This window comes from Streptomyces sp. NPDC044921 (assembly GCF_056432865.1).
Map to the genome: position 1 here is coordinate 43,826 of NZ_JBWKIF010000016.1, position 25,258 is coordinate 69,083.

Sequence of the window (25,258 nt, forward strand, 5' to 3'; positions counted from 1 at the left end):
CGGGCTGTGGCGACCACGGGGAACCATGCTCCGTCCCCGGAAATCGGTCGTCCACAGCCACCCACGCGACAGGTTCTGGCCAGTAATCTCGGCGTTCATGGAGCAGAGGCATCTCGGCCGCACCGGCCTGCGTGTGTCACGGATCGGGCTCGGCACCCTGACCTGGGGACGGGACACCGACGAACACGACGCGGCGGACCTGCTGAAGACGTTCTGGGAAGCGGGCGGGACCCTCGTCGACACCGCGGACGTGTACGGCGACGGAGAGGCCGAGTACCTGCTCGGCAGGCTGATGGACGGCCTCGTGCCCCGGCGGGACCTGGTCATCTCGACCAAGGCCGGAAGCGTGCCCGACCCCGACCGCCGGGTCGACGGCTCGCGCGGCCATCTGCTCGCCGCCCTGGACGCCTCGCTCGCCCGGCTCGGCACCGACCACGTCGACGTGTGGCACGTGCACGCCTACGACCCGCACACGCCCTTGGAGGAGACCCTCCAGGCCCTCGACCTCGCGGTCGCGAGCGGCCGTGCCCGCTACGCCGGCGTCTCCAACTTCTGCGGCTGGCAACTGGCCAAGGCCGCCACCTGGCAGCTCGCGGCCCCGGGCACCCGCACCCGGCTGGCGGCCACGCAGCTGGAGTACTCGCTCCTGCAGCGCGGCGTCGAACGCGAGGTGCTGCCGGCCGCGCTGGACCTGGGCATAGGACTGCTCCCGTCCTCGCCGCTCGGGCGCGGGGTGCTGACGGGCAAGTACCGGGGCGACACCACACCACCGGACTCCCGCGGCGCCTCCGACCACCTCGCGCCCTTCGTCGCGCCGTACCTCGACGACACCGCGAGCCGCATCGTCGACGCCGTGGCCACTGCGGCCGACGGACTGGCGGTGACACCGCTCCAGGTGGCCCTGGCGTGGATCCGCGACCGGCCCGGGGTGACCGCCCCCGTCGTCGGCGCGCGCAACGCGCAGCAGCTCACGGCGGCGTTGTCAGTGGAGACCCTTAGTCTTCCTGACGAGATCTGCCGGGCGCTCGACGACGTGTCGGCGCCCGTGCACCGCTATCCCGATCACGACTGGAGCACGCTGTGAGCACGGAGCCCGACACCACGGAGGACGCCGAGCCGGGGACGCCGGGCGCCGCGGGGAACACCCCGGCGGAGGGTGCCGGGGACTCGGTGACGGAGGAGAATCCTGCCGGTCAGCCTTCCGGGGACCCGGCGACGGAGGAGGGCCCGGCCGATCGGCCGGCCGAGGACGCGGCGACAGAAGAGGGCCCGACTGGCCGGTCCTCCGAGGACCCGGCGACAGAAGAGGGCCCGGCCGGCCGGCCCTCCGAGGACCCGGCGACGGAGGAGGGCGAGGGTGCACGGCTTTCCGAGGCCGAGGCCGAGTTGCTGGCGCAGCGGGCCGAGCGGGAGCGCATCGAGCAGCGCAAGGCCGAGAAGAAGGCGCCCATCGAGGCCGGCGCCAAGCTGAGCGGCAGGGCCGCCGATCTGCTCGCGGCCGTGCGGGCCGTGGAGAGCGGCGAGAAGCCGGCGGCCACGGTGTTCGAGGAGCCAGCGCCCGCCCCGCGCCGCTCCGCCCCCGAGCCGGCGCGGCGGCCGCAGCCGGTGGCGGCCGAGGCCGTCACGGCTCCGGCGGCTCCCGCGCCCGAGGCGGTGCAGGGCGTACGGCGGGTGCTCGCCGAGGGCGGCGCCCCGGAGACGCTCGCACCGCAGGTGGCCGCGGTGCTCGGCGAGGGCGCGGACGAGCTGCTGTGGGCCGACCCCTGGCAGTTGCTGCGGGTCGCGGGCGTGCGGCCCGAGCAGGCCGACGGCTTCGCGCGGGCGCTGCTGGGCGCCGAGTGCGCCCCGGACGACGAGCGGCGCGGCAGGGCCGTCACGGTCTGGCTCCTGGAGCAGGCGGCGCTGGCGGGCCACACCGCCCTGGAGATGCCGGCGCTCCTCGCCGCCCTGGCCCAGCGGGGCGTGCCGGAGCCGGAGAGCGCCGTGCAGGACGCGATCGCGGAGGGGGAGGCGCTGGTCTTCCAGGACGCCCTGGAGGAGACCGGCGCCCCGGCCCCAGCTGCGGCGGAACCGGAGGACCAGGAGGAGGAGCGGGAACGTCCGGTCCGCGTCCTGGTCGGGCTGGAGCGGTACGCGCTGGCGGAGGAGAGCCTGGCCGACGGCCTGGCCCGGCTGGTCAACTCCACACCCAAGCAGGACGGTCCCGCCGAGGAGTGGGAGCGGCTCGCCACCGCGGCAGCGGGGTCCACGGGGGACCTGATCCGTGCCGCCGCCGGTCACGGCCTGGTCCTGCACACCGGCGGGGAGGCGTCCCTGGCCGAGCCGGCGGCCCTGCTGCACGCCGCGCGCTCCCTCGGACTGCGCGCCTGGGCCGCCACCCACGGGCCCGTCGGCCGTGACCGCTTCGCCGCCCTGCTGCGCCGTACCGGGGAGGAGAGCGGCACCGGTTCCCCCGTCGCCACCGTCCCGGCGTTGCTCTCCGGTCTCGAAGGGCCCGGGCGGGACGCGGACGGGGCCCTGGACCTGGACCTGCTCGTCGTGCTCGACGCGCCTCAGCTGGACGTCGAGACGGCGGCACTGCTGACGGAGTCGCTGCCGGACGGGGCGCGGCTGGTGCTGGCCGGGGATCCGTCGGTGCTGTGGTCCGTGGGTCCCGGGCGGGTGTTCGCGGACCTCCTCGCGGCGCGGATCTGCCCGCAGGTCGCCTCACGGCTGCCGGATCCGGGGCCACTGGGCGAGCTGGTCTCCGGTATCGGCGTCGGCGAGCTGAACCAGGTCGAGGCGCCCGGCAAGGAGGTCGTGATCGTGCCGGTGCGCGACGCCGGTGAGGCCGTGCACCGCACGGTGCAGCTCGTCGTGGACTCGGTGCCGCGGGCCATCGGTGTCCCGGCGGAGGAGACCCAGGTGATCACCCCGGGACACGGCGGCGCGGTCGGCACACGCGTGCTCAACGCGGCTCTGAAGGAGCGGCTCAATCCCGGCCCCGGCCGCTTCGGCGGCTTCGACCCCGGGGACCGGATCGTGCACTCCCCCGCGCCGGGCAGGGCGGTGCCGGGCCGGGTGGTGAAGGCGGACGCCGAGGGGCTGCACCTGTCGTGCGCGGGCGAGTCCGTCGTCGTGCCGAAGGAGCGGGTGGAGCAGTCCGTGCGGCACGGGTGGGCGATGACCGCGCACCAGGCCGCGGGGAGCCGCTGGCCCGCGGTGGTGGTGGTGCTGCCCGGCGACGCGGCGCAGGCGCTGAGCCGGCCGTGGGTGTACACGGCGTTCGGCCGGGCGGACCGGCACCTGTCCGTGGTGCACGGCGTGGAGCAGGCGCTGCCCAGGGCCGTGGCCGAGGTTCCGGCGAAGCCCCGGACGACCCGGCTGCCCGTGCTGCTCGCTCCGCAGGTCGCCGGCGGATGAACGACGGCGGTGGTCACGGGCCGGACCCGTGACCACCGCCGTCGGATGGCCGGAACGCGCTCAGCGGCGGTCGGCGTCCAGCGGCTCCAGGTCCTCGTCCTCGTCCAAGTCGGTGTCGAGTTCCTCCAGGTCGTCCGCCTCCTCGTCGTCCTCGTCGTCGAGGGCGCCGATCTCGTCGTCGAAGACGGCGCTGACGTCGAAGCGGCACACCACCCGTTGCGTGTCGACCTGCTCGAACGGCGCCTCCAGCCACTCCCCGGGCTCGGCCGGTTCGTCCGCCGCCGTCACCCAGAGCGTGGAGTCGCCCTCCTCGAGCCCGAACTCCTTGTGCCGGGAGGCGATCTCGTCGGGCTCGAACTCGCCGAACAGCAGGCCCAGCGCCCCGTGGACCGTCCCGGAGGCCGGGGAGCCCTCGTCACCGTCGGCCGCCTCGATCCGCTGTGCCTGCGCCAGCAGCCGCTGCGGTTCGGCGACGGCATAGTCGCGGCGGATCAGTACGCTCAGCGCGTTCGGTTCCTCGGGGCCGGTGTACGGCGGCAGCGCGTCCTCCGCACCGGGGATCTCGAAGGGTGTGACCTCGTCATAGCGGTCGTAGAGCAGTTCGTCGTACACCTCTGCGGCCGCGGCCAGCTGGTTGAACGCCTCGTAGACGGCCGGGTCGTCCTCCCCCGACCTGCGTTCGACCGCGGCCAGGTGGCGGTCGAGCGCGGTCTTGACCGCCTCGGCGGCGGCGCGTACCTCGGCAGCGGTGGGCTGCGCAGCATCAGACATAGTGCAGACGCTATCCGTACGAGGCCCCAGCCCGCACAATAGATGCGATGCCGGAATACGAATTTGTCGACGTGTACGTACCGCGCGGGGTCTCCCGCAAGGAGACGGCACGTCTGCTGACGGACCATGCGGAGTACGGACACTGGGAGTTGCACCGTCTGAGCCTGCTGCGCGACGGCAGCCGCAGGGTGCGGTTGCGCCGGCGGATCATCCGCCAGGTGCGGGCCACGTGGTGAGCTGAGACGGTGCCGGGAGAAGGCACATGACGGAGCGGGCCCCGCCGGCGGCGGGGCCCGCTCCGTCGGCGGGGGTCGCCGGGCCGGCTGTCTCAGGCGGAGGCGCGTGCCTTGCGGTAGAGGATCGCGCCCGCCAGCAGGGCCCCGGCGCCGGCGGGGAGGGCGAGCCCGAGCGGCAGTTCGCTGCCCGTGTCGGCGAGCTGGGCGTCGCCACTGGTCTGGGTGACGAACCGGCCTCCCGGCTGGTTGCCGTGCGAGGAGCCGCCCTGCGTCTCGACGCTGGTGGTGGGCGGCGTACCCGGGTGGCCGGGGGTGCCCGGGTCTCCGGGGCCACCCGGGCTGCCGGGGGTGCCCGGGTCTCCGGGGCCATCCGGGTTGCCGGGCTTGCCGGGATCACCCGGCTTCCCGGGGGTGCCCGGACCGCCCGGGTTCCCGGGGCTGCCGGGGTCGCCCGGGTTACCGGGGGTGCCCGGACCGCCGGGGTTACCCGGCCCCCCGGGACCGCCCGGCTGTCCCGGGGACTCGTGGCCGCCGCCGGGTGGGTTGCCGTGGTGGCCGTGGCCGCCGTTCGAGCAGTCGTTGCCCGTGCTGGGGTTGCCGACGCCGATCACGTCGACGCTGTTGCCGCAGACGTTCACCGGCGCGTACACCGGCGCCTGGACGTGGTTGCCCGAGCCGACGCCCGGCGAGCCGGTGGCGTGCCCGCCCGCGTGGGAGCCGCCGTGGCCACCGTGATCGCCGTATCCCCCCGACGACGGTCCACCGCCCTGGTTGGCGCACGAGTTGCCCACCGACGGGTTGAGCACGCCGACGACGTTGACCGTGTTGCCGCAGACGTTCACCGGCGCGTGCACCGGCGCCTGCACCGTGTTCCCGGACAGCACGCCGGGCGAGCCCGACGCGGAGCCCTGCGCGCCCGAGGCGGCGTGCGCGTGGCCGCCCGCGGCGGCGATCACGCCGGTCGCGGCCGCCACGGTCATCAAACCCTTGCGGGTGACCTGTCGCATTGCTGAGTACCTGCCTTCGACCCTTTATCGAATTCTTCTCGAATTCCCGTGAAGAAGCGTTCGGTCCCGAAGCGCATGGCTCGCGCTCCGGGACCGGTGGCTTGGAACTCCCCTCAGAGAGGGGGAAGCATCACTTGTTGATGCAGGTGTTGCCGAAGGCGGGGTTCAGCAGCCCGATCACGGAGACCGTGTTGCCGCAGACGTTCACCGGGACGTGAACGGGCACCTGGATGACGTTGCCGGACACGACACCCGGGGAGTGCACCGCGGCACCCTGGGCACCCGAGTCGGCGACGGCCAGGCCCGCGCCCGCGAGAACCAGGCCACCGGTGGCGGCCGCAGCAGCGACGACCTTCTTGATCATTATTCCTCCTAGTTGGCAAAGCGACCCATCTTGCGGTCGCATTACCTGTAACGAGGCTGGAGTAATGAGGCTACGAGCTTATGGTCGCATTCACTCTTCCCAGTCGATCTCGCACGCACGGCCGAATAGCGGTCCGCGGGCGCCTTTTCAGGACGCGTCGATGAACCGGTCGAGCACCCGCACGCCGAACTTCAGGCCGTCGACCGGAACCCGCTCGTCCACGCCGTGGAACATGCCGGCGAAGTCCAGCTCCGGCGGCAGCTTCAGCGGCGCGAAGCCGAAGCCCCGGATGCCCAGGTCGTCGAAGGACTTCGCGTCCGTGCCGCCGGAGAGCATGTAGGGGATGGCCTTGGCGGTCGGGTCCTCGGCGAGCAGCGAGGACTGCATGGCCTCCACGAGCGCCCCGTCGAAGGTGGTCTCGACGGCCTTGTCGGCGTGGACGTCCTCGCGCCGCACCTTCGGGCCGAGGATGCGGTCCAGGTCGTCGAGGAACTCGTCCTCGAACCCGGGCAGGAACCGGCCGTCGACGTGGGCGGTCGCCTCGCCGGGGATGACGTTGACCTTGTAACCGGCGCCGAGCTGCGTGGGGTTGGCCGTGTTGCTCAGCGTGGCGCCGATCAGCTTGGCGATGCCGCCGAGCCTGGCCAGCGTCGACTCCATGTCCTCCGGGTCGAGTTCGGTGCCGAGCGCGTCGCCGAGTTCGTCGAGGAAGGCGCGGGTGGTCTTGGTCACCCGCACCGGGAACGTGTGCCGGCCCAGCCGCGCCACGGCCTCCGACAGTTCGGTGATCGCGTTGTCGCGGTGGATCATCGACCCGTGCCCCGCCGTGCCGGCCACGGTCAGCTTCATCCAGTGCATGCCCTTCTCGGCCGTCTGGATCAGGTAGAGCCGCCGCTGCTCGCTCACCGTGAACGAGAAGCCGCCGACCTCGCTGATCGCCTCGGTGACGCCCTCGAAGAGGTCGCGGTGGTGGTCGACGAGGTAGCGGGCCCCGTAGGTGCCGCCGGCCTCCTCGTCCGCGAGGAACGCCAGGACGATGTCGCGCGGGGGCTTGCGCCCGCTGCGCAGCCGGTCGCGGACGACCGCCAGGGTCATGGCGTCCATGTCCTTCATGTCCACGGCCCCGCGGCCCCAGACGCAGCCGTCGGCGATCTCGCCGGAGAAGGGGTGGTGGGTCCAGTCGTCCGCGTTGGCCGGAACGACGTCGGTGTGGCCGTGGATGAGCAGGGCGGGCCGGGAAGGGTCCTCGCCCTCGATGCGGGCCACCGTGGAGGCGCGGCCCGGGTGGGACTCGAAGATCCGCGGTTCGAGTCCGACCTCGGCGAGCTTCTCGGCGACATACTCGGCCGCCTTGCGCTCGCCCGGTCCCGAGTGGTCGCCGTAGTTGCTGGTGTCGATCTGGATCAGCTCGCGGCAGAGGTCCACGACCTCGTCCTCGCCGGTGACGTTCCTGGCCGTGTCCGTCTCGCTCACGTGCTTCCTCCCGGTGTCACTGCTGGTGGGTCCCCTTCATCCTCCCTCTCGCCCGCCCGCTCCCCAAGAGCCCGCCTCGCCCGTCACACGTCGTTCACGCCGGGCCGGGGCGGGAACAGGGGGTGATCGGTCACCCTCGAAAGCCTGGTAATGTTTACGTCGTCGCCGCGGGGAGAACCCGCGCGACAGACACCTTGTCCGGGTGGCGGAATGGCAGACGCGCTAGCTTGAGGTGCTAGTGCCCTTTATCGGGCGTGGGGGTTCAAGTCCCCCCTCGGACACATGAGGCTGAGGGCCGTGACCGCGAGGTCGCGGCCCTCGGGCGTTTCGGCGAAGAGGTGACATGACCAGGCGTTCCTGCCCGTGCGGACTCCCCGAGGCCTACGAGGCGTGCTGCGGCCGCTACCACTCCGGCACCGCCGCCGCGCCGACCGCCGAGGCGCTGATGCGGTCGCGGTACTGCGCCTTCGTGCGGGGGGACGCCGGGTACCTGCTGCGGACCTGGCACCCGAGGACCCGGCCCGGAACGCTGGAGCCGGACCCGGGGACGCGGTGGACCGGGCTGGAGATCCTGGGCACGAGCGGCGGGTCGGCGTTCCACTCCGCCGGGACCGTGGAGTTCCGGGCGTCCTACCGGGGCGGATCGCTGCACGAGCTGAGCCGGTTCGAGCGGGTCGACGGGGCGTGGGCGTACGTCGACGGTGAGTTCCTGCCGTAGCCTGCGGCAGGCCTGCCGTGGCTGGGCCGCGTCCCCCGCCGCGGCTAGGGCGCCAGGATGTCGAGTTCCTGGAGGGCGCCGACGGTGATCTCGCGGGTCAGTTCCTCCGCCCGGGCCGCGTCGCCCGCGCGGACCGCCTCGGCGACCCGGACGTGGAGGGTGACGGCGGCGGGGTCGGGGTCCTCGAACATCACGTCGTGCTGCGTGCGGCCGGTGAGGACCTCGGCGACGACGTCGCCGAGGCGGGCGAACATCTCGTTGCCGGAGGCCGAGAGGATGACGCGGTGGAAGGCGACGTCGTGGACGAGGTAGCCCTCCAGCTTGTGACCGCGTGAGTGGGCGACCATGCCGAGGGCGCACTCGGTGAGCTCGGCGCACTGCTCGGACGTGGCGTGCCGGGCGGCGAGGCCGGCCGCGACGGGCTCGATCGCCGAGCGCAGCACCGTCAGGGAGCGCAGCTGCCGCGGGCGGTCGGCGCCGGCCAGGCGCCAGCGGATGACCTGCGGGTCGTAGACGTTCCACGCGGACTCGGGGCGGACCGTGACGCCGACGCGGCGGCGGGACTCGACCAGGTGCATGGACTCCAGGACCCGGACCGCCTCGCGCATGACGGAGCGTGACACGTCGAAGCGCTGGGCGAGCTCGTCCGTGCGCAGGACACTGCCCGGCGGGTACTCACCCGCGGTGATCGCGGGGCCGAGCGTGTCCAGTACGCGGCCGTGCAGCCCCCGGCCCGGTGTGCTCATGCACTCAGCGTACGGGGTAGATCACGGAGACAAAAAGTCAGACTTATTCATCACGAGCTCTTGAATTCGTCGTACCTAATGAGTTTCAGTTGCGTCGACATCACGTGTCGACGAAGACAGCGGACAGTGAGGCAGCGATGAACACCCCCCATGTCGTCGTGGTCATGGGCGTCGCGGGCACGGGCAAGACCACCATCGGTCCCCTGCTCGCCGCCCGGCTCGGCGTTCCCTACGCCGAGGGCGACGACTTCCACCCGCCCGCCAACATCGCCAAGATGTCGGCCGGTACACCGCTCACCGACGAGGACCGCGGGCCCTGGCTCGACGCCATCGGCGACTGGGCGCAGGGGCGGGCCGGACTCGGCGGGGTGGTCAGCTGCTCGGCGCTGAAGCGGTCGTACCGCGACCGGCTGCGGTCCGCCGCGCCCGGCGTGGTCTTCGTGCACCTCACGGGCGACCGCACGCTGATCGAGGACCGGATGTCGCACCGGCAGGGGCACTTCATGCCCACGGCGCTGCTCGACTCCCAGTTCGCCACGCTCCAGCCGCTCCAGGCGGACGAGGCGGGGGTCGCCGTGGACGTCGCGGGCAGCCCGGCGGAGATCACCGAGCGGGCGGTGCACGCCCTGAGCTCGCGCCCCGAGCCGGTCCTCTAGCCCCCCGCGGCTCTCCCCTCTCCCTCTCCCCCGACTCCCCAACGCAAGGGAACACCCCCGTGACCAGACTCAGCGTCGAGATGCTGGCAGCGGACGCACCCGAGCCGATCACCTCGGCCGGCCACGCTCAGCTGGGCATCGCCGTCCTGGCGGGCATCGCCGTCATCGTCCTGCTCATCACCAAGTCGAAGCTGCACGCCTTCCTGGCGCTGACCATCGGGTCGCTGGCGCTCGGCGCGATCGCCGGGGCGCCGCTGGACAAGGTCCTCACCAGCTTCAGCGCCGGCCTCGGCTCCACGGTCGCCGGTGTCGGCGTGCTGATCGCCCTCGGCGCGATCCTCGGCAAGATGCTCGCCGACTCCGGCGGCGCCGACCAGATCGTCGACACCATCCTGGCCAGGGCCGGCGGGCGGTCGATGCCGTGGGCGATGGTGCTCATCGCCTCCGTGATCGGGCTGCCGCTGTTCTTCGAGGTCGGCATCGTGCTGCTGATCCCGGTGGTGCTGATGGTCGCCAAGCGCGGCAACTACTCGCTGATGCGCATCGGCATCCCGGCGCTGGCGGGCCTGTCCGTGATGCACGGCCTGGTGCCGCCGCACCCCGGCCCGCTGGTCGCGATCGACGCCGTCGGCGCCGACCTCGGCGTGACGCTGGCGCTCGGCGTCCTCGTCGCCATCCCGACGGTGATCATCGCCGGTCCGGTGTTCTCCAAGTACGCGGCCCGCTGGGTCGACGTCCCGGCCCCCGAGAAGATGATCCCGCAGCGCGCCTCCGACGACCTGGAGAAGCGTCCCGGCTTCGGCGCCACGCTCTTCACCGTGCTGCTGCCGGTGATCCTCATGCTCGCCAAGGCGCTGGTGGACATCGTCGTGGACGACCCCGGGAACGCGGTGCAGCGGGTCTTCGACGTCATCGGCGCGCCGATGATCGCCCTGCTCGCCTCGGTGCTGGTCGGCATCTTCACGCTGCTGCGGCCCGCCGGGTTCTCCAAGGAGCGGATCTCGCCGCTCGTCGAGAAGAGCCTCATGCCGATCGCGGGCATCCTGCTGATCGTCGGCGCGGGCGGCGGCTTCAAGCAGACGCTCATCGACACGGGCGTGGGGCAGATGGTCCTGGACATCTCCGAGGACTGGGTCATCCCCGCGCTGCTGCTGGCCTGGCTGATCGCGGTGGTCATCCGGCTCGCGACCGGATCGGCGACGGTGGCCACGGTCTCCGCGGCCGGTCTGGTCGCCCCGCTCGCGGCCGACATGTCGACCACGCACGCCGCCCTCCTCGTCCTGGCCATCGGCGCCGGCTCGCTGTTCTTCAGCCACGTCAACGACGCCGGGTTCTGGATGGTGAAGGAGTACTTCGGGCTGAGCGTGGGCCAGAACATCAAGACCTGGTCCGTCATGGAGACGATCATCTCGGTGGTCGCCGGGGGTCTGGTCCTGCTGCTGTCCCTGGTGATCTAGGCCCCGCGCCCTGGGAGGCGTTGCCTAGGGGCGCCACAAGGGGTGCTCCCGGTCCGCCCACTCCCTGCTCACCCTGCCCGTGCGCATGCCCCTGCGGGCCTCCGGGTCCGCCAGGGCCATGCCGACGTGGCCCGCCAGGACGATGCCGAGGGTCAGGGCCAGCCAGTCGTGGACGAAGGTCGCGCTGGTGCGCCAGAACAGGGGCGTGAGGTGCGTGAGCCACATCATCAGGCCGGTGCCGAGCATGACCACCCCGGCGCCGGCGGTCCAGGCCGCGTAGATCTTCTGGCCGGCGTTGAACTTGCCCGCGGGTCGGGACCCCTGGCGTCTGTCGCGGTGCAGGGCGGCGCGCAGCCAGGTGCGGTCGTGCGGGCCGAAGCGGTTGAGGCGGCCCAGGTCGGCCCGGAAGGCGCGGGAGGCCAGGCCCGCCAGCGCAGGCAGGGGCAGGGCGAGCCCGGACCAGACGTGCAGCGTGACCACGAGGGCGCGGCGGCCGACGAGTTCGGCGAGCTGCGGGACGTAGAGGCAGGCCGCCGTCACCACGCACACGCCCGTCAAGGCGGCCGTGGCGCGGTGGATCCGGCGTTGGGCCGGGGTGAAGCGGCGTACCTCGACCGCTGCCGGGCGCGTGTCAGCTCGTGGGCTCATCGTCGCGTCCGTTCGAGCGGCCCACCCAGGCGTCGACGTCGTAGCCCCGCTCCTCCCAGTAGCCCGGCCGGACCTCGTCGGTGACGGTGATGCCGGAGAGCCACTTGGCGGACTTGTAGAAGTACATGGGCGCCACGTAGAGGCGGGCCGGGCCGCCGTGGGAGTGGCCGAGGTCCTCGTTGCGCATGCGCAGGGCGACCAGGACGTCGGCGCGGCGGGCCTGGGCGAGGGTGAGGCTCTCGGTGTACGTGCCGTCGAAGCAGGTGAAGCGCAGGGCCTTGGCGGTGGGGCGGACCCCGGCGGCGTCGAGGAGGCGGGACAGGCGTACGCCGTCGAAGGGGGTGTCGGGGACGCGCCAGCCGGTGACGCACTGGACGTCGCGGACCACGCGGGTCTGCGGGAGGGCTCTGAGGTCGGCCAGGGTGTAGCGGGCGGGACGGTCGACCAGGCCGTCGACCGTGAGGCGGTAGGTGCCGGCGTCCTCGCGCGGGACCGACGGGGCGACCGAGTAGTAGCGGAAGCCGCCGCCGTTCGGGAGCAGGCCGGTCAGGCCCGTGGGATCCTTGCCCGCGGCGCTGCCGAGGAAGCCCTCCAGGCCGCGCTGGAGCGGGGGCGCGGTGACCACGCCGAGGGCGCCCAGGGCGAGGGTGCCGAGAAAGACGCGGCGGCCGACCGGGGTGCCCCGCTGCCCGGGGTCGTCTTCGTCCACGCCCTGATGTACGTCGGGATTCACGTGCTCATTCGAACACCCGCGGCCCCTCCGGGACAGGGGCCGCGGGTGCTCGTCAGACTTCCGTCACCACTTCTCACGCGGGCGGGGTCAGGACGAGGCCGCCTTGTCCAGCTGGAACGCCTCGTTGCCCAGTCCGATCCGGGCGTGCTTCTCGGGGGCCCGGGCGCGCAGCACCAGGCCGAGGACCAGGCCGGCGGCGAGGGCGAGGCCGATGACGCCGGGCAGCATCCAGCTCAGCGAGGAGTCGGGCCCGGCACCGACGAGGACGTCGAAGTCCTTGACGGTGTAGCCGGCGATGACGAGCAGGGCGATCCCGGCCAGCGCGGAGGTGACCAGCCGCCAGGCCTGGGCGCCGGCGGCGCCGCGGCGGACGAAGAAGACGACGACCGACAGGGAGGCCGCCGCCATCAGGACGATCACGCCGAGGGCGCCGATGTTGCCGAGCCAGGTGAACAGGTGCAGGACGGGCGCGGTCGGATCGCCCACCGGCTTGTCGTCGGCGATCGCGAAGCCGGTCACGACCACCACGGCCACCACGGTCTGGAGCAGCGAACCGGTGCCCGGGGCGCCGCTGCTGCCGCTGGTGCGACCGAAGGCGGCGGGCAGCAGGCCCTCGCGGCCCATGGCGAAGGCGTACCGGGCGACGACGTTGTGGAAGCTGAGCAGCGCGGCGAACATGCCGGTGACGAACAGGACGTGCAGGACGTCCGTGAAGGTGCCGCCGAGGCGGGACTCGGTGAGGAAGAACAGCAGCCCGGCGCTCTGCTTCTGCGCCGTGCCGACGATCGCGGCGGGGCCGGTGGCGACGGTGAGGGCCCAGCTGCTCAGCGCGAAGAAGACCGCGACCCCGCCGACGGCGAGGAACATCACGCGCGGCACCAGCACGTGCGGGCGGCTGGTCTCCTCGGCGTAGACCGGGGCCTGCTCGAAGCCCAGGAAGGCGGCGATGCAGAAGCACAGCGCGGTGCCGACGCCCGCGCCGGTGAGGGTGTCGGGGTTGAAGGCGTGCAGCGACAGGCCCTCCGTGCCGGGGTCGGCGAGGGCCGCGATGTCGAAGACCACCACGAGGAGCACCTCGATGACCAGCAGGACGCCGAGCACGCGGGCGTTGACGTCGATCTTCAGCCAGCCCAGCAGCCCGACGGCGAGCGCGGCCACCAGGGCCGGTATCCACCAGGCGACCTCGATCTCGGCGTAGGTGGCGAGGAGTCCGGAGACCTCGAAGCCGAGGATGCCGTAGATGCCGATCTGGAGCGCGTTGTAGGCGACGAGGGCGACCAGGGCGGCGCCGGCGCCGGCGGTACCGCCGAGGCCGCGGGAGATGTAGGCGTAGAAGGCGCCCGCGTTGTGGACGTGGCGGCTCATCTCGGCGTAGCCGAGGCTGAACAGGATCAGGACGACGCCCAGGACCACGAAGAGCAGCGGCTGTCCGACGATGCCCATCACCGCGAATGTGGTGGGCATGACACCCGCGACGACCATGAGGGGTGCGGTCGCGGCGAGCACGGAGAGCAGCAGGCCCCCGGTGCCGAGCCGGTCGGCGCGCAGGGCGCGCTCCTGCCCCTTGAACGTACTGATGCCGCCGGGGGCGGGTGTGCTCGTTCTCGAACTGTCCGTGGTCATCGGGAGGGCGTCCTCACTGGTGGGATACGGGGGGGTGTCAGGCCGTGCCGAGCGCGCCGGCGCGGGCGGCGGCGAAGGCGGTGTGCGGGTCGCGGTCGGGGTACGACCAGGGCGCGGGGGTGGCGTGGCGGCCGATGCGGTGGAACAGGGCGGCGGCCTCGGCGCCCCGGCCCTCGCAGAACTTGGCGTGGGCGAGGAAGTTCAGGTCGATCAGCCGCCGCGGATGGCCCTCCAGCTCCCACTCCAGCCACCAGTCGAAGGCGGCCTTCATCACCTGCCGGGCGCGGCGGCCGGTCCAGTGCCCGGAGGCGGCCGGGTCGGGGGACTCGTGCCCGGCGGCGGCCAGCGCGCGGTAGCGCTCGGCGTGGGCGATGACCGGCAGGATCGCGAGCGGGGAGTCGGCGGGTGCCTGTTCGGCGGCCCAGTTGGCGAAGTCGTAGACCTCGTGCAGGGGGTCCGGACCGGCCTCCGTGCGGCGGCCGGCGAGGCGGGCGACCATCAGGTGGTGGGCGTGGTGGTGGTCGGCGTACCGGGCGCGGACCTGCTCGAAGGTCCGGACGACGTCCTGGTCGGTGCCGACCGCGCACTCCAGCATGAGCAGCCCGAGCCACGGGGTGGGGTCGGCGGGGTCGCGGCCGGCCGCCTCCTGGCAGGCCTCGCGGGCCCGGGCCGGTTTGCCCTTGCCGTGCAGGACGCGCCGGACCTGGGCCACGGCGAGCAGCACCGAGGCGTCGGCGGACTCGGGTTCGGCGAGGAGCCACTCACGGGCCCAGGCGGCCGTGTAGGACTCGCGGGCCAGGACCGTGACACGGTGGCCGCGCCGGTCCCAGTCGTCTCCGGTGTGCACCAGCAGGGAACGGGCGCTCTGCCAGCGGCCCTGCGCCAGGGCGGCGCGCGCGGTCGCGAGGTCGGCGTCGTCGAGGGCCTCGTCGAAGGCCTGCGCCGCACGTCTGCGGCCACGGCCGAGGGGAGGCGGGGGTGGGGACACCGCGGAACTTCCTCACGCGCTCTTCTTGTGTTTCGGCTCACGGTGGTCACCGGCGCGCGGGTGTGCGCACCGCCATGAACTGATCACGCACAGCCAACCCCCCGCCAACGGTTGACGTCAAGCCCCGCCCTCGCGTTACACGCGTCAAGTGCCGTTGCTTGTGAGGGATTTGTGATCAAGGGAACTGCTGGGGAGAGGGCGGCTGGCGGTCGGTTCGCCCCTTTCGCCCTTTGTGACGTACGTCATAGCGTGGGCGGGCCGCGGCTCCGACGATGACAGGACGTACGGGCGCGCCCGGACGGAGCCGGCCGGTACGGCCGGCTGCTGCTCGACCTGGCCAAGGTGCCCCGCTGGCTCGGCGGCATCGGGCTGATGGTGGCCGGCATGGCGCTGGGGGCCGCCGCGCTCGGGCAGGGCGAGCTGTCGCTGGTGGAACCGCTGCTGGCGACGAACCTGCTCTTCGCGCTCGCGCTCTCCCGCAAGCAGTCCCGGCAGCCGCTGGGCCGCCAGGGGTGGGCGGGGCTGCTGCTGCTCGCGGGCGGCGTCACGGCGTTCATCGTGGCGGGGCGGCCCGAGGGCGGCACCGCGACGGCCGATCCCGTGCGGCAGTGGCTGATCATCGGCGCGATGGCCGGGTTCGCCCTGCTCCTGACCGCGCGCGGCCGGCGTTCCCGGCCGGCCTCCGGTCCGGTGCTGCTGGCGCTCGCCGCCGGGCTGCTGTACGGGGTGCAGGACGCCCTGACCCGGGTGAGCGGGCAGAAGGCGGCCGAGGGCGGACTGGCCGGGCTGCTGACCGGCTGGCAGCCCTACGCGGTGCTGGCGCTGGGCGTCACCGGGCTGGTCCTCGTGCAGAGCGCCTTCGAGACGGCGTCCCTGCGCACGTCGCTGCCGGCCCTGACCGCGGCCCAGCCGCTCGCCGGGATCGTCTGCGGCGTCGGGTTCCTGGGCGACCGGCTGCGCACCGACGCGGTGGCGCTCACCTGGGAGGCCGTCGGTCTCGCGGCCGTGGTCAGGGGCATCGTGCTGCTGGGGCTGCATCCGGCGATGCCGGCGGGGGCGGCGCGGCGCGCGCGGGTCGCGGCGCCCGCCGTCAGCCCGGCCTCCTCCTGACGGGCCCTGCCCCACCGTCCGTTCCGCCCCTGCTTGGATGGGGCCATGAGCGCTGCTGACGAGATCCTCGACATCGTCGACGAGCACGACCGGGTCGTCGGGCGGTCCCCGAGGGGCGAGGCCTATGCCCGGGGGCTGCGGCACCGCTGCGTGTTCGTCCAGGCCCGGGACGCCGGGGGCCGGATCTTCGTGCACCGGCGCACCCCGGCCAAGCTGGTCTTCCCCTCCCTGTACGACATGTTCGTCGGCGGGGTCGTCGGCGCGGGCGAGACCTACGACGCGGCCGCCCTGCGTGAGGCCGAGGAGGAACTGGGCGTCACCGGCCTGCCGGAACCGCGTTTCCTCTTCAAGTTCCGCTACGACGGCGGCCCCGGCCGCAGCTGGTGGTCGGCGGTGTACGAGGTGCGCTGCGAGCTGCCCGTGCGGCCGCAGGCCGAGGAGGTCGCCTGGCACGGCTTCCTGTCCGAGGACGAGGTGGAGCGGCGGCTGGCCGACTGGGAGTGGGTGCCCGACGGGCTCGCGGCCTACGAACGGCTCAGGGCGTTCCGGTCGACGGGCTGATGTGGTGGTCGACGGGCTGACGTGGTGGGCGACGGGCTGACGTGGTGGGCGACGGGCTGACGTGGTGGGCGACCGGCCCCCGGGTAGGGTCGCGCACGTGATCGAGTTCGTACGGAACGTCCGGTTGTGGTTCGCGCCCGCCGAGGTGCGGCGGGAGGGTGAGACGCCCGACTACCGGTTCTCGCTGGCGAACGAACGCACCTTCCTCGCCTGGCTGCGCACCGCGCTCGCGCTGATCGGCGGCGGCTTCGCCGTGGACCAGTTCCTGCCGGACCTGCGCTGGGGCTGGCGGGTCGGGCTGGCGCTCGCCCTGCTCGCCGCGGGCGTGCTGTGCTCGCTGCGGGCGGTCAACCACTGGGTGCGCTGCGAGCGGGCCATGCGCCGGGGCGAGGACCTGCCGGTGTCGCGGTTCCCCGCGCTGCTGAGCCTCGTCGTGGCGGTCGTGGCCGTCGCGATGGTCGTCGTCGTGCTCGTGGGGTGGGAGGGGTGAGCCCGCCGGCGGTACGGCGGGCTCCCGACCGCGATCCCGGGCTGCAGCCCGAGCGGACCCGGCTCGCCTGGCGGCGTACCACGCTGTCCGGCACGGTCGTCGCCGTCCTCGCCGTGAAGACCACGCTGCACGGCGGGGCGTCGGCGGCCGGCATCCTGGCGTGCGCGCTGTGCTGTGTGCTCTGGCTGGGGGTCCTCGGCATCGCCCACCGCCGGATCGGCGCTCTCGCGGCGACGCCCCACCCCGTGGCGTTCGCGCCCCGGCACGCCGCGGCGGCGGCGCTGTGCACGGTGGCGATGGCGGTGTGCGCAGCGGCCCTCGTCCTCTAAGGCCTGGCCCTCACCCGGCCTCGCTCTCCCAGTCCACCGTCACGACGATCTTGCCGCGGGTCCGGCCCTCCTCGCTCCGCCGGTGCGCGTCCGCCGCCCGCTCCAGCGGGAAGGTCTCGTCGACGTGCACGCTCACCACGCCCTGCTCCGCCAGTTCGGACAGCCGCCGCAGGTCCTCGGCGTCGGGGCGGACGAAGTAGTAGCGGCCGCCGTAGTTCACCACCTCGTTGTCGGCGATGGACACCAGCCGGCCCTCGGGCGCCAGCAGGTTCGCCGAGACCTTCAGCGCGTCGCCACCGACCGTGTCGAAGACCGCGTCCACCCCCTCGGGCGCCAGTCCCCGCACGCGCTCTCCCAGACCCTCGCCGTACGCCACCGGCTCGCCGCCTAGGCCCCGCACGAAGTCGTGGTTCGGCTCGCTCGCCGTGCCGATCACCCGCGCCCCGAGGTGGCCGGCGAGCTGCACGGCGATCGAGCCGACGCCGCCGGCCGCGGCGTGCACCAGGACGGTCTCGCCCCGCTTCACCTCCAGCACCTTGCGCAGCACCTGGTAGGCGGTGAGCCCGACCAGGGGCAGTCCGGCCGCCTCCTCCCAGGTGAGGTTGCGCGGCTTGCGGGCGAGGGTGCGCAGGGGCGCGGCCACGTACTCGGCGAAGGTGCCGCGGGACAGGAAGTCCTCCCGGACGTAGCCGATGACCTCGTCCCCGATGTCGAACTCCGAGACGGCCACCCCGGGCCGCACGACGACGCCCGAGACGTCCCAGCCGGGCACCACCGGGAACACGGGGGCGAGAATGCCGCCGAGGTGCCCCTCGCGGGCCTTCCAGTCGACGGGGTTCACGGCCGCCGCCCGCACCTTGACCAGCACCGCGTCCGGGCCGACCACGGGATCGCGCACCTCCCCGAACGCCAGCACCTCGGGTCCGCCGTACCGTGAGTAGCTGATCGCCTTCATGGGTCCGACCCTCAAGGCTGGGCGGGCGGCGCGCAAGCCGGATGGCCTGAACGAACCGGCCCGGAATTCCCCCCGGCCCCACGCGGGCCCCCGTCGGCCTATCGTGGCTCCGATCACGTTTCGGCCCCCCTCTGGACGACATACCGACCGGTCGGCATCATGAGTCGGGAACCGTTCACCTGCCCGTAGGAGCGACGCATGAGCCCCGACCACCCGCCCGGACTCGATCTCGACCGGCTGCGCGGCCTGCTCGACCGGGAGCGGCCCGGACTGGTCAACGGCCCGCTGTCCGGCCGGCTGATCGAGGGCGGACGGTCGAACCTCACCTACGCGGTCTCCGACGGCGGCGACCGGTGGGTCGTACGGCGGCCCCCGCTCGGCCACGTGCTGGCCACCGCGCACGACATGAAGCGCGAGCACCGGGTGATCAGCGCGCTGCACCCGACCGCGGTGCCGGTGCCGCGGCCGGTGCTGCTGTGCGACGACGAGGAGGTGCTCGGGGCGCCGTTCTACGTCATGGAGTTCGTCGAGGGCACGCCCTACCGCACGGCCGACCAGCTCGTGCCGCTCGGCCCGGAGCGCACCCGGGGCGCGGTGCTGAACCTGGTCGACACGCTGGTGGAACTGCACGCGGTCGACCCGGCCGAGGTGGGTCTCGCCGACTTCGGCCGGCCCGAGGGCTTCCTGGACCGACAGCTGCGGCGCTGGGGCAAGCAGCTCGACGCCTCCCGCAACCGCGACCTGGACGGCATCGACGAGCTGCACGCCGCGCTCGGGCGCGAGCTGCCCGACTCCCCCGCCCCGGCCGTGGTGCACGGCGACTACCGGCTCGACAACGTGCTGATCGGCGAGGACGACTCGATCCGGGCGATCCTCGACTGGGAGATGTCGACGCTGGGCGACCCGCTCACCGACCTCGGCCTGCTGGTGATGTACAGCATGCCGCTCGGCCTGCCGGAGTCGCCCGTCTCCACCACCGCCGAGGCGCCCGGACACCCGGCGCCGTCCGAACTGATCGAGCGGTACGCCGCGCGCTCGGGGCGCGACGTCTCCGCGGTCTCCTGGTACACGGCCTTCGCCTGGTTCAAGCTCGCCGTGATCCTCGAGGGCATCCACTACCGCTACACGCTCGGCCAGACGGTCGGGCGCGGCTTCGACCGCATCGGCGACCTCGTGCCCGTCTTCGTCCGGCACGGGCTGACCACGCTCAACGAAGGCCTCCAGGAGGGCTGATCCACATGGACTTCGCTTTCGACGCGCGCACCGAAGAGCTGCGCGCCAAGCTCCTCGCCTTCATGGACGAGTACGTCTACCCGGCCGAGGCCGTCGCGCACGAGCAGCGCGAGCGGCTCACCTCGCCGTGGGAGACCGTGCCCGTGGTGGAGGAACTGAAGGCCGAGGCCCGCAGGCAGGGCCTGTGGAACCTCTTCCTGCCGGACTCCGAGTACGGCGCCGGGCTGACCAACCTGCAGTACGCGCCGCTCGCCGAGATCATGGGCCGCTCGCCGCAGCTGGCGCCGACGGTGACGAACTGCGCGGCGCCCGACACCGGCAACATGGAGGTGCTCACCCAGTTCGGCGACGAGCAGCAGCGCAAGCAGTGGCTGGAGCCGCTGCTGGCCGGTGAGATCCGCTCGGCGTTCGCGATGACCGAGCCGGACGTGGCCTCCTCGGACGCCACGAACATCACGACCCACATCGAGCGGGACGGCGACGAGTACGTCATCACCGGCCGCAAGTGGTACATCTCCGGCGCCATGCACCCCGACTGCAAGATCTTCATCGTGATGGGCAAGACCGACCCGGACGGGGAGGACATCCGGCGCCAGCAGTCCATGGTGCTGGTGCCGCGCGACACCCCGGGCGTCAGGATCGAGCGCGCGATGCAGGTGTTCGGGTACGAGGACCACTACCACGGCGGTCACGCGGAGATCGTCTTCGATCACGCGCGCGTGCCGGTGTCGAACCTGGTCGGCGAGGAGGGCGGCGGCTTCGCCATCGCGCAGGCGCGGCTGGGGCCCGGGCGCATCCACCACTGCATGCGGCTGATCGGCATGGCCGAGCGGGCGATCGAGCTGATGTGCCGGCGGGCGGTGTCCCGGACGGCCTTCGGCAAGGCGCTGGCGCAGCAGGGTGTGGTGCACAACTGGATCGCCGACGCGCGGGTGACGGTGGAGCAGCTGCGGCTGTTGGTGCTGAAGACGGCGTGGCTGATGGACACGGTGGGCAACCGCGGGGCGCACACCGAGATCCAGGCCATCAAGATCGCGACGCCCCGGGCGGTGGTGGACATCCTCGACCGGGCGATCCAGCTGCACGGGGCGGGTGGCGTGAGCCAGGACTTCCCGCTGGCGGAGCTGTACGCGGGGGCGCGGACGCTGATGATCGCGGACGGGCCGGACGAGGTGCACCAGCGCTCGCTGGCCCGGCGGGAGCTGAAGCGGTACGTGTGAGGCCGGGGGGTTCAGGGACCGGCCCCTGAACCCCGCCCAGTCGGCGCGCTACGGGCGCAGCGCGCGCAGCAGCAGGTCGGCCAGGTGGTCGGCGACCTCCTGGGGGCTGAGCGGGCCGTCCGGGCGGTACCACGTCGACAGGTGGTGGACCGAGCCGAAGTGGTAGTCCACGACCAGGTCCGCCGGGGTCGCCGTGGAGAAGACGCCCGTGCGCTGGCCCTCCTCGATCAGCGCCCGGAAGCGCTCGTGGTAGCGGCGGCGCTCCGCGCGCACCTGCTTGTTCTTCTCCGGGCTCAGGTGGTGCATCGACCGCCAGAAGATCATCGCGTCGTCGAGGTTGTCGATCGTCGTCACCACGACGTCCGCCGCCGCGGCCCGCAACCGCTTCTCGACCGGCTCGTCCGCGCCCGCCACCGCGTCGAGACGCTCCTGCTGGATGCGCAGCACGCGCGCGTACACCTCGTGCAGGAGGTCGTCCTTCGAGCCGAAGTAGTGGTACAGCGCCCCTTTGGTGACACCGGCCGCCTCGACGATCTCCTGCACCGAGGTGCGGTCGTAGCCCTGCTCGGCGAAGAGCCGGGTGGCGGCGGCCAGGAGCCGCTGAGGGACGGGAGTGCCGTCCGGGTCCGTGGTCCTGGGCACTGCCGCCACCTGCCTTTCCGTACTGCTGTCAGTTGCCTTGCGTCCGGGAACGGAGTTCCCGACGGAGGATCTTCCCACTGGCCGTCTTCGGCAAGTCCGGCAGGATCTCCACCTGGCGCGGGTACTTGTAGGCGGCCAGTCTCTCCTTGCAGTGGGCGGCGAGCTCATCCGGGTCCGTCTCGGCACCCGGGCGCAGGCTGATGTACGCCTTGACGGTCTCCCCGCGGTACCCGTCGGGCACGCCCACCACGGCGGCCTCCCGCACGGCCGGGTGCGTGTGGAGGACGTCCTCGACCTCGCGCGGCCACACCTTGAAGCCGGACGCGTTGATCATGTCCTTCTTGCGGTCGACGACGTACAGCCAGCCCTGCTCGTCCATGAAGCCGATGTCGCCGGTGCGCAGTTCGGCTCCGGGGAAGGTCTCGGCGGTGGCGTCGGGGCGGCGCCAGTAGCCGGGCACGACCTGGGGGCCGCTGACGAGGATCTCGCCCTGCTCGCCGAAGGGCACCTCCGCTCCGTGGTCGTCGACGATCCGGACGACCGTGTCGGGGCCGGGCAGGCCCACGGCGAGCGTCCCGGAGACCGGGTCGACGGGTGCTTCCAGGCCGGGTGGCACGGAGGCGCAGGGCGCGGTGCACTCGGTCAGTCCGTAGCCGTTGCGGAGGTACGGGCCGAAGCCCGCCCGGAACCTCTCCACCAGGGCCGGGGGCAGCGGGGCGCCGCCGGAGGAGATCACCCGGAAGGAGGAGAAGTGGTCCGGGGTGACGTCGGGGTGCGCGGCCAGGGCCATGAAGGCCGTGGACGGGCCGACGGTGTAGTGCGGCCGGTGCTCGGCGAACGCGTCGAGGACGACGCCCGCCTCGAAGCGGTAGGCCAGCACGAGCGTGCCCCCGCTGTTCAGGCAGGCGCCGAACTGGCAGACCATGCCGGTGATGTGGAACAGCGGTGCCAGCGCGAAGTACACGGGCCGTTCGGGCAGCCCGAGGCCCGTCCGCTGCCGCTCGGCGTTGTACATGATGTTGCGGTGCGTGTTGGTCGCGCCCTTGGGCGTGCCGCTGGTGCCGGAGGTGTAGCTGATCAGCGCGATGCCGGCCGGGTCGGGGTCCCGGTCCTCGGGCGCCCGGTGCCCGGCCCGCGCGACGGCCACCAGGTCGTCCGCGTCCGGGGCCTGGGGCAGCCGCTCGAAGGTGAGCACGCGCGCGTCACCGCGCGTCTGGAAGTCCAGCTCGCACCCGGTGAGCACGATCCGCACCGGCGAGCCGGCCGCCGTCCCGCGCAGGTACGACTCCCAGGCCCGGTCCGAGCAGACCAGCGCGGCGACCTCGCCGTCGCGCAGGACGTGGGCCACCTCGCCCGACTTGTACATCGGGTTGACGGGCACCACGACCGCGCCCGCCTTCCAGGCGCCGAGCACGGCCAGCACGAAGTGCGGGGAGTTCTGCAGCAGCACCGCGACCCGGTCGCCGCGCTCCAGCCCGCGCGCGGCCAGGTGACCGGCGACGGAGTCGCTGAGCTCGTCGGCCTCGCGGTAGGTGAGCCGGCCGTCGAAGTAGGCCAGGAAGTCGCTGTCGGGCGTCTCGGCCGCGATCCGGCGCAGGGCGTGCACCAGGGATCCCGCGGGATCGACGGCGCCCTTCTGGGCGTCGCTGAGCAGGGCGAGCCAGGGCTTGGCGGCGTAACGGGACCCGGTCACCGGGTGGCCTCCCACTGCCGCTGGATGCGGTTCATGCCCGACAGCCACCGGTCCGGGTCGCCGGCCCGGGCCTGGTAGTAGGCGGCGACCTCGGGGTGCGGCAGGATCAGGAAGCGGTCCTCCTCGACGCCCTGGAGCAGCGCGTCCGCCACGGCCTCCGGCTCGATCGCGGTCGGCTGGAGCACCAGGTCGCCCGCGCTGCCGGTGGCGGCCAGCATGTCGGTGCGCACCCCCTGCGGGCAGATGGCGTGCACCTTCACGCCCCGGTGCCGGTAGGTCAGCGACAGCCACTCGGCGAAGGCGAGGGCGCCGTGCTTGGTGACGGCGTAGGGCGCCGCTCCGATCATGGTGAGCAGCCCGGCGGCGGACACGGTGGAGACGAACCGTCCGCTGCCGCGCTCCAGCCAGGCGGGCAGCAGGGCGTGGGCGGCCCTGACGTGCGCCATGACGTTCACGTCCCAGGAGGCGGCCCAGGCGGTCTCGTCCAGCGGCCCGTCGGCGTCGCCGCCCTCGAAGGCGACCCCGGCGTTGGCGCAGTAGACGTCCACGGTCCCGTCCAGCGCGTCACGGGCGTCGGCGACGATCGCCGAGGCGTCCCCGGCGACGGCCGTGCCGCCGATCTCCTCCGCGACGCGCTTGGCACGCTCGGCGTCCAGGTCGTTGACGACGACCCTGGCCCCCTCGGCGGCGAACCGCCGGGCGAGCGCCGCCCCGATCCCGCTCCCGGCCCCCGTGACAACGACGCCCGACCCCTGAAAGGCTCCCACCATCGGTCTCCTCGTTCGCGGCTCAGCAACCAAGCCAGACTAACCGGTCGGTATGTTTGAAGGAAGGCCTGCCGCACGACGCTTAGGGGCGCGAGGAACCGCGCGACCAGCCCCGTCGAACCGCCACACCACGGATCAGGGAGGCCCCCCACCCCATGCGCCCCTCAAGACGAACCGTCCTCACGGCGGCCACGGCGGCAGCCGTCTCGGCCACACCCACGGCGACCGCGGCCCCGCGACGCCGGCCCCTCCTCACCGGCTTCGAACGACTCGCCCGGGACGGCTACGCCCTGCTCGACGGCCAGCAGGTCGGCGTCGTGACGAACCCGACCGGCATCACCCGGGACGCCCGCCACATCGTCGACGTCATGCACGCCGACGACCGGGTCGGCCTGACCGCCGTCTTCGGCCCCGAACACGGCTTCCGCGGCACCGCCCAGGCCGGCGACTCCGAGGGCCGCCACGACGACCCGGCGACCGGACTGCCCGTCTACGACACGTACCTCAAGAGCGGCCGCCCGCTCGCGGACGTCTTCACCGCGTCCGGCGTCGACACGGTCGTCTTCGACATCCAGGACGTCGGCGCGCGTTTCTACACCTACATCTGGACCCTGTACGACTGCATGGAGGCGGCGCGGCTCGCGGGCAAGCGGTTCGTGGTCCTGGACCGGCCCAACCCGGTGACCGGCCGGGCGGCCCTCGGGCCCGTGCTGCACCGGGAGTTCGCCACGTTCGTCGGGCGGCAGCCCGTCTCCCAGGCCCACGGCATGACCGTCGCGGAGCTGGCGCTGCTGTTCAACGGGGAGTTCCTGACCGAGCCGGTGCCGCTGGAGACCGTGACCATGTCGGGCTGGCGGCGCTCGGACTTCTACGACGCCTCCGGACTGCCCTGGGTGCCGCCGAGCCCCAACATGCCCACCCCGGAGACGGCCCTGGTGTACGCCGGGACGTGCCTGTTCGAGGGCACCAACCTGTCGGAGGGCCGCGGCACCACCCGGCCGTTCGAACTGCTCGGCGCGGAGGGGGTCGACCGGCGCTGGGCGGCCGCGGCGAACGGGCTCGCCCTGCCCGGGGTCCGGTTCAGGGAGGCGTACTTCGCGCCCACCTTCTCCAAGTTCCAGGGGAAGACGATCGGCGGGGTGCAGCTCCATGTGCACGACCGGGCCGCCTTCGACCCCGTCCGCACCGGGATCGGCCTGCTGGTCACCGCCAAGCGGGTCTGGAGCGGTTTCGCCTGGCGCCCGGACCACTGGATCGACAAGCTCACCGGCAGCACGCGCGTGCGCACGATGATCGACGCCGGCGCGGGCACCGACGAGGTGGTGGCCGGCTGGCAGGAGGAGCTCGCGGCGTTCCGCCGGACCCGGCGGAAGTACCTCCTGTACCGCTGAGCCGGCTGGACCGCCTCCTCCATCGGTCCGGTCCCGGCGGCGGGC

25 protein-coding genes, 1 tRNA gene and 1 pseudogene are annotated in these 25,258 nt (G+C 73.1%); 14 read left to right on the plus strand and 13 right to left on the minus strand.

What is annotated here, in order from left to right; all coding sequences use genetic code 11:
* The first annotated feature begins 97 nt into the window (after window positions 1-97).
* Both AC07DA_RS24305 and AC07DA_RS24310 read left to right on the plus strand, forming a co-directional pair.
* Entirely contained in the window at window positions 98-1,084 is a 987-nt protein-coding gene (locus AC07DA_RS24305) for an aldo/keto reductase (protein ID WP_479130305.1), read from the plus strand.
* Window positions 1,081-3,402, plus strand: a complete 2,322-nt coding sequence (locus AC07DA_RS24310) for a helix-hairpin-helix domain-containing protein (protein ID WP_479130306.1) — start codon at window positions 1,081-1,083, stop codon at window positions 3,400-3,402. The genes AC07DA_RS24305 and AC07DA_RS24310 overlap by 4 nt, the downstream gene beginning before the upstream one ends.
* Window positions 3,403-3,462: 60 nt before the next feature.
* Here the strand turns inward: AC07DA_RS24310 and AC07DA_RS24315 are convergent, their stop codons facing one another.
* Complete coding sequence (locus AC07DA_RS24315) at window positions 3,463-4,173, minus strand: hypothetical protein (protein ID WP_479130307.1); 711 nt, start codon at window positions 4,171-4,173, stop codon at window positions 3,463-3,465.
* A gap of 47 nt (window positions 4,174-4,220) precedes the next feature.
* Between AC07DA_RS24315 and AC07DA_RS24320 the strand changes: the two genes are divergently transcribed.
* Window positions 4,221-4,409 carry a DUF5703 family protein gene (locus tag AC07DA_RS24320; RefSeq protein ID WP_094055315.1) on the plus strand — a complete coding sequence of 63 codons (189 nt, stop codon included), beginning with the start codon at window positions 4,221-4,223 and terminating at the stop codon, window positions 4,407-4,409.
* Window positions 4,410-4,501: 92 nt separating this feature from the next.
* Here the strand turns inward: AC07DA_RS24320 and AC07DA_RS24325 are convergent, their stop codons facing one another.
* From AC07DA_RS24325 to AC07DA_RS24335, 3 genes are all read right to left on the minus strand, one after another.
* The gene (locus AC07DA_RS24325) at window positions 4,502-5,416 is read right to left on the minus strand and encodes a chaplin (protein ID WP_479130308.1); all 915 of its coding nucleotides are present in this window, start codon (window positions 5,414-5,416) and stop codon (window positions 4,502-4,504) included.
* Window positions 5,417-5,546: 130 nt separating this feature from the next.
* Window positions 5,547-5,780 (minus strand): chaplin ChpH, encoded by a 234-nt coding sequence (chpH, locus tag AC07DA_RS24330; protein WP_010988036.1) that lies wholly within the window; start codon window positions 5,778-5,780, stop codon window positions 5,547-5,549.
* Between the two features lie 147 nt (window positions 5,781-5,927).
* Complete coding sequence (locus tag AC07DA_RS24335; protein ID WP_479130309.1) at window positions 5,928-7,253, minus strand: M20/M25/M40 family metallo-hydrolase; 1,326 nt, start codon at window positions 7,251-7,253, stop codon at window positions 5,928-5,930.
* Window positions 7,254-7,449: 196 nt separating this feature from the next.
* Between AC07DA_RS24335 and AC07DA_RS24340 the strand changes: the two genes are divergently transcribed.
* Window positions 7,450-7,534, plus strand: a tRNA-Leu gene (locus tag AC07DA_RS24340).
* 62 nt (window positions 7,535-7,596) lie between these two features.
* Window positions 7,597-7,971, plus strand: a complete 375-nt coding sequence (locus tag AC07DA_RS24345) for a YchJ family protein (RefSeq protein ID WP_479130310.1) — start codon at window positions 7,597-7,599, stop codon at window positions 7,969-7,971.
* Window positions 7,972-8,015: 44 nt separating this feature from the next.
* Here the strand turns inward: AC07DA_RS24345 and AC07DA_RS24350 are convergent, their stop codons facing one another.
* The gene (locus AC07DA_RS24350) at window positions 8,016-8,717 is read right to left on the minus strand and encodes a FadR/GntR family transcriptional regulator (RefSeq protein WP_479130311.1); all 702 of its coding nucleotides are present in this window, start codon (window positions 8,715-8,717) and stop codon (window positions 8,016-8,018) included.
* A gap of 137 nt (window positions 8,718-8,854) precedes the next feature.
* Between AC07DA_RS24350 and AC07DA_RS24355 the strand changes: the two genes are divergently transcribed.
* On the plus strand, window positions 8,855-9,373 hold the full coding sequence (locus tag AC07DA_RS24355) for a gluconokinase (RefSeq protein WP_479130312.1): 519 nt from the start codon (window positions 8,855-8,857) through the stop codon (window positions 9,371-9,373).
* A 59-nt stretch (window positions 9,374-9,432) separates the two neighbouring features.
* Complete coding sequence (locus AC07DA_RS24360) at window positions 9,433-10,830, plus strand: GntT/GntP/DsdX family permease (RefSeq protein WP_479130313.1); 1,398 nt, start codon at window positions 9,433-9,435, stop codon at window positions 10,828-10,830.
* Window positions 10,831-10,854: 24 nt separating this feature from the next.
* Here AC07DA_RS24360 and AC07DA_RS24365 read toward each other — a convergent pair whose 3' ends face one another.
* The 4 genes from AC07DA_RS24365 to AC07DA_RS24380 form a co-directional block, all read right to left on the minus strand.
* The gene (locus tag AC07DA_RS24365; protein WP_479130314.1) at window positions 10,855-11,478 is read right to left on the minus strand and encodes a cytochrome b/b6 domain-containing protein; all 624 of its coding nucleotides are present in this window, start codon (window positions 11,476-11,478) and stop codon (window positions 10,855-10,857) included.
* Entirely contained in the window at window positions 11,462-12,211 is a 750-nt protein-coding gene (locus AC07DA_RS24370; protein WP_479130315.1) for a molybdopterin-dependent oxidoreductase, read from the minus strand. The genes AC07DA_RS24365 and AC07DA_RS24370 overlap by 17 nt, the downstream gene beginning before the upstream one ends.
* 87 nt (window positions 12,212-12,298) lie before the next feature.
* Window positions 12,299-13,834 carry an APC family permease gene (locus tag AC07DA_RS24375; RefSeq protein WP_479130317.1) on the minus strand — a complete coding sequence of 512 codons (1,536 nt, stop codon included), beginning with the start codon at window positions 13,832-13,834 and terminating at the stop codon, window positions 12,299-12,301.
* A 37-nt stretch (window positions 13,835-13,871) separates the two neighbouring features.
* Complete coding sequence (locus tag AC07DA_RS24380) at window positions 13,872-14,822, minus strand: tetratricopeptide repeat protein (RefSeq protein WP_479130318.1); 951 nt, start codon at window positions 14,820-14,822, stop codon at window positions 13,872-13,874.
* 318 nt (window positions 14,823-15,140) lie between these two features.
* On the opposite strand from AC07DA_RS24380, the pseudogene AC07DA_RS24385 reads away from it, so the two are divergent.
* The 4 genes and pseudogenes from AC07DA_RS24385 to AC07DA_RS24400 form a co-directional block, all read left to right on the plus strand.
* Window positions 15,141-15,932: pseudogene (locus AC07DA_RS24385) on the plus strand (DMT family transporter); the annotation flags it as partial.
* Between the two features lie 45 nt (window positions 15,933-15,977).
* Complete coding sequence (locus tag AC07DA_RS24390; RefSeq protein ID WP_479130319.1) at window positions 15,978-16,493, plus strand: NUDIX hydrolase; 516 nt, start codon at window positions 15,978-15,980, stop codon at window positions 16,491-16,493.
* A gap of 97 nt (window positions 16,494-16,590) precedes the next feature.
* A complete protein-coding gene (locus AC07DA_RS24395; protein ID WP_479130320.1) occupies window positions 16,591-16,983 on the plus strand; it encodes a YidH family protein in 393 nt (130 codons plus the stop codon).
* The gene (locus AC07DA_RS24400; RefSeq protein ID WP_479130321.1) at window positions 16,971-17,312 is read left to right on the plus strand and encodes a DUF202 domain-containing protein; all 342 of its coding nucleotides are present in this window, start codon (window positions 16,971-16,973) and stop codon (window positions 17,310-17,312) included. The genes AC07DA_RS24395 and AC07DA_RS24400 overlap by 13 nt, the downstream gene beginning before the upstream one ends.
* A 10-nt stretch (window positions 17,313-17,322) precedes the next feature.
* On the opposite strand, the gene AC07DA_RS24405 is transcribed toward AC07DA_RS24400, so the two are convergent.
* Window positions 17,323-18,267: an NADP-dependent oxidoreductase gene (locus AC07DA_RS24405; protein WP_479130322.1), complete on the minus strand. Its 945-nt coding sequence runs from the start codon at window positions 18,265-18,267 to the stop codon at window positions 17,323-17,325.
* A gap of 198 nt (window positions 18,268-18,465) precedes the next feature.
* On the opposite strand from AC07DA_RS24405, the gene AC07DA_RS24410 reads away from it, so the two are divergent.
* Together AC07DA_RS24410 and AC07DA_RS24415 are read left to right on the plus strand one after the other, a co-directional pair.
* Window positions 18,466-19,500, plus strand: a complete 1,035-nt coding sequence (locus tag AC07DA_RS24410; RefSeq protein ID WP_479130323.1) for a phosphotransferase family protein — start codon at window positions 18,466-18,468, stop codon at window positions 19,498-19,500.
* 5 nt (window positions 19,501-19,505) lie between these two features.
* Window positions 19,506-20,720 (plus strand): acyl-CoA dehydrogenase, encoded by a 1,215-nt coding sequence (locus AC07DA_RS24415; RefSeq protein WP_479130324.1) that lies wholly within the window; start codon window positions 19,506-19,508, stop codon window positions 20,718-20,720.
* Between the two features lie 48 nt (window positions 20,721-20,768).
* On the opposite strand, the gene AC07DA_RS24420 is transcribed toward AC07DA_RS24415, so the two are convergent.
* From AC07DA_RS24420 to AC07DA_RS24430, 3 genes are read right to left on the minus strand one after another with little or no spacing between them, the layout of a single operon-like run.
* A complete protein-coding gene (locus AC07DA_RS24420) occupies window positions 20,769-21,362 on the minus strand; it encodes a TetR/AcrR family transcriptional regulator (protein ID WP_479130325.1) in 594 nt (197 codons plus the stop codon).
* A gap of 28 nt (window positions 21,363-21,390) precedes the next feature.
* Entirely contained in the window at window positions 21,391-23,055 is a 1,665-nt protein-coding gene (locus AC07DA_RS24425; RefSeq protein ID WP_479130326.1) for a class I adenylate-forming enzyme family protein, read from the minus strand.
* Window positions 23,052-23,825: an SDR family oxidoreductase gene (locus tag AC07DA_RS24430; RefSeq protein ID WP_479130327.1), complete on the minus strand. Its 774-nt coding sequence runs from the start codon at window positions 23,823-23,825 to the stop codon at window positions 23,052-23,054. The genes AC07DA_RS24425 and AC07DA_RS24430 overlap by 4 nt, the downstream gene beginning before the upstream one ends.
* Window positions 23,826-23,977: 152 nt before the next feature.
* Here AC07DA_RS24430 and AC07DA_RS24435 point away from each other — a divergent pair, with 152 nt between their 5' ends.
* Window positions 23,978-25,213, plus strand: coding sequence for an exo-beta-N-acetylmuramidase NamZ family protein (locus tag AC07DA_RS24435; RefSeq protein ID WP_479130328.1), 1,236 nt, complete (start codon window positions 23,978-23,980; stop codon window positions 25,211-25,213).
* The last annotated feature ends 45 nt before the right edge of the window (window positions 25,214-25,258 follow it).